Here is a 3,909-nt window from a genome sequence, read left to right as displayed (position 1 = left end):
CAGCTGGAAGCCGGTGATTATGGTTCGGCCCGGGCATCCTTCTTCGCGCTGTCGGACCAGCAACAGCAACAGGCCATCCAGTCACTGACGACGATGCCCGACTGTTTTGGACTGGAACCCCAGTGGGATGATCCGGCTCCCAGAGACAGCCAGAGTGCCTGGCAACGCTTCACCGCTCTGTACGACAGCAAGATGGGGGTCCAGGAAGAGGGCATGAACCGCCTGAAGCTGATGTCGATGGTCAGTGCTGGCAAGGTGACCAGGCAATACGACGAGGCACAACAACTGGTGGCACACATTGTTGACCTGCTGCCAACCCGGGACAATGCCAGCCAGCGATCCTGCCAGGAGGCAGCAGAGTGCACACAGCCAGAAGAGTGCGCACAGCCGCCAGTGTTCCAGCAGCACCAGTACGACCAGGGCACAATAACCGATATGCTCAGTGCTTATAAAACCATAAAGGCGGAAGTCGCCGAGCAGTTGCCACAGTATTTTATCAACCACACACTGGATAGTGACCTGCAAGAAGAGATCATTACCCAGGTGGCGCTGGGCAGTTTGGGGTCACTGAATGGCAAGGCAGTACCTGACTGGCAACGACAGGCGGAAATAGCGGCGCGGCTGCAAACCGAAGTGGAGGAGTTTGTTCAGACTGCGGTTTAACGAAGGTATTCCACGTTGTGGTAATGATGAATGTGGAACCAAAGCCTTTATACCTGAATATCGCTATAAAGCTTACGAGCCTGGTATTAAAAAACAGGTTGCCGAAATGGCAATTAATGGAAGTGGTATTAGAGATACAAGCAGGGTTTTGGGAATCAATAAAAAAACAGTAATAAATACATTTAAAAAAAGAAAAAGGCTTATTCCAAGTTAATCCTGGCATTTTATACGGATGATTGGGAAGCCTGTGAGCGTCATCTCGATGAAAATACGCATCGCATTTAGTTGGAAAGAAAAATGCTCAAAAAATAGAGCGTAAAATTTTGAATTTCATAACCTGGATCAAGCGTTTAGCCAGAAAGACAATATGTTTTTCAAAATTAGAGAGAATGCATGATATCGTCGTACTAATTTTAAACCAGTTTAAGCTGGATAAACTGTTTGATACTAAGGTTTTCCTGATATTGCATCGACATGGAGCAAGGCGTGATCAGTGGCATCGAAATTGTCAAACCACCCGTTCAAATTAAATAACAGAAATAACAGAAAAGTTGTATCTCGTTGTGTCTCAAGATGGGGTTGAATATTAATCAGCCGCTCAAATACTAAAAACGACAATAATCAACAATCCTTATTTGTCACCCTTGGACTGTATACTTTTTTTCTCTCAAATATTTGCAAACTACATAAAGTTAGATATTTTTCCACTAAATCTGAAAGAATATAAGTCAACTGACGGGTTAATTAAGCCATGCATGTTCAAGTTTCGGTTAAACCATCTGAGCTAACCAGTCACCATTCAGGTTTTCCTGATACAGAAGTTCCTGATCGTGCTGATAAAACCAGTGCGTTTCACTCACGGCAGGTGACTAATAATAAAAAGACAGGGACGACGACCCTTAATAAACTGAGTAGCCAGGATCAAACCAGCCATTTGATTCAGCCTGCCAGATCTTCAGACTTGTTTAGTCGGACAAAGTCAATTCATTCAAGCACTGCTGCAATAATGGCAGACACTCAGGCATCGTCATCCAGCACTTTGGCTCGGATCTCACTGGAAATTAGTTCGTCGATTAAGACCACCGAGGCATCAGCAGGCTTATCAGAGATGACGAAAGAACCGTCAACATCGCTAAAAATAGCTTCGTCGTCTACCGCACAAACCACTTCCACCGCAACACTCCCATCACCGTCTGCCACCGACGGTGCTGAAACCGACACCTCCCGGCATATGGCCGTATCCAGTACGCCTGCCGAGCCGGTTGCGACCTCCTCCTCCCCAGGCACTGAAAGCCTCCAGGAACAGGTTGGTCCACAGGACAGAAAGCGGTTGAAACGGTATGCGGACCTTGGACAGCCGCCGCTGCCTTCCGGTTCTCATACGCCGCACTTCACCCCGACCCAGCGGAAACTGCTGAAGGGGTATTCCGACCAGACCAAGGCAATCTATGACAGTTATGACCGTCAGGCCGGTGACATAAAGCAGCAGAATCGGCAGATTATGGCAGCCATACCAGCGGTGGATTCAGACTCAATTACCTGGCCGCAAAAACGACAAGTGTGCTGCGTCAACTTGCTGGAGACACTGGAAAGGCAGTTCCGGGACAGCTTCCTTAACATGAGCAGTACTGCGGAGCAGTACCTCAGCTACAAGAAGGAGTCACCCAACCATACGGGACCGATCAGGCTCTTGCCCGAAGCGCCAATCATCAATAATCTGGCCAACCAGTTCCGGAACCTGTATGGGCTCTACAGCGCTGCCCGTTATGACATGGTCAATGCCACCGGATTCGGGGGCGAGGCGGCAGCGGATGATCGCTTCCGGGGGTACAATGCCGGGGCCATTGTCGAGGCCCTTGCCGGGTTGCTGGTGAGATCGGCGTGGAGATCGGGAAGGATGATGTCAAACCCCATCCGGAAGGTGCTGCTGACGCTTGAGAGCACTCTGACTCATGATGGTCACTGGCACCGGGATGGTGCCAACGATATGCGCCCCCCGCAGCCTGATACGGCATTGCAGAGGATAGTGGGAAATGTTCGGGTAGGGAACGATCAGTTTAACTTGTCGCTACCCATGCTGAACCCCAGGGATGTGGCGGTGATCGATAAAATCATCCTGGCCGAGCGCGATGCCTACTTCTGTAACACGCGACCACTCAGGGATGAGCGTTTCGCGATGTTCAGAGACGTGTTTGACAATACGACTGATGTGCAAAATCAATTGTATGGCGAGCAGCTTCCCTGCCCGACCAGGGAGCAGGGGCTGGCCGACACTTCGGCGCTGAGCGAACTGCTGGAGCGGGCTGCAAACCAGGCCCCCCGAATCACTGTAGCAGGGAAAAAACTGCTGAAACTGTATGCCGACCGTGCCACGCAGGCCTACCAGGCCTTTAGCCAGCGCATCAGCAATATCGAGAGGGCCAATACCCGGGCAGTGCAGGACATCGAGGAGAGTGATAACACCCTCATCCACAATGGCTGGATATACCAGCAATGGTCGCTGGAACGACTGGTGTGCTGTGCTCAGGGCCTGCAGACTATAGAACGGGCACTCATGAGCACGTTCGAGAGGCTCCTCATCCGGGTCGATCGGTGTATTCGGTATGATGCCTCTCATAGCCTGACCATGGGGCCAAATACGAGCGGCGAGAATCCCACCCGGGAGGCCATGATCGATGATCTGGTCAACCAGTTCCTGAACATGTATTCACAGTACGGTGCAGCCCGTTTCAATATGATCAAAGCCACCGGGTTCCCCCTGGAGGAGGCGGCAGAGTCGCCGGTTTTCCAGGGATTTAACGCCCAGGGCATGGTTGCCACGGTCAATGGTTTGTTCAGTGCCACGTTCGGGTTGTCCACAACGTTCCGGGACGTTCTCCAGGGGCTGGCGAACTATCTGGATAACCATGACGACGATAATGATCTGCGCCCGCCACAGGTTGATCGTCACCTGTTGCAGATCATCGGCAATACCACCGTCGCCGATGATGAGTTCACCTTGCCGCCCGCAGTGGTGGCTAGTGGCGATATGAACGCTGTCAACCAGCTCGTCCAGATTGAGAAAGCCGAGTACCTGGCCAATCTGGGGGGACTGGAAAACCGGGAGCGTTTCCCCACTGATTTTGTCGATATATTCGAAGAGCCCGATGCCTATGCGGAGGTTTTCCTGGAAGGGGAGATCCCGCAGTGCCATGGTGACTCGCGCAAACGTCGCCAGCTGGACAGCCATCTCTCCGGCAAGCCTGT

3 protein-coding genes and 1 pseudogene are annotated in these 3,909 nt (G+C 51.6%); all 4 read left to right on the top strand.

Going from position 1 to position 3,909, the window contains the following annotated elements; genetic code table 11:
- A partial coding sequence (locus ACO6V1_RS22790) for a hypothetical protein (protein ID WP_422468771.1) occupies nt 1–663 on the top strand: 663 nt, incomplete at its 5' end.
- Nucleotides 644–877 (top strand): IS1-like element transposase, encoded by a 234-nt coding sequence (locus ACO6V1_RS22785; RefSeq protein ID WP_422468769.1) that lies wholly within the window; start codon nt 644–646, stop codon nt 875–877. The genes ACO6V1_RS22790 and ACO6V1_RS22785, both read left to right, overlap by 20 nt.
- Nucleotides 878–950: 73 nt before the next feature.
- Nucleotides 951–1,193: pseudogene (locus tag ACO6V1_RS22780) on the top strand (IS1 family transposase); the annotation flags it as partial.
- A gap of 578 nt (nt 1,194–1,771) precedes the next feature.
- Nucleotides 1,772–3,909 (top strand): hypothetical protein (locus ACO6V1_RS22775; RefSeq protein WP_422468767.1); only part of this gene is annotated, 2,138 nt, incomplete at its 3' end.

This window comes from Endozoicomonas sp. ALC013, assembly GCF_049310205.1.
In the GTDB taxonomy this organism is placed as follows: Bacteria; Pseudomonadota; Gammaproteobacteria; order Pseudomonadales; family Endozoicomonadaceae; genus Endozoicomonas.
Note: the sequence above shows the minus strand (reverse complement) of the source record. Positions and strands in the feature narration are given on the sequence as shown.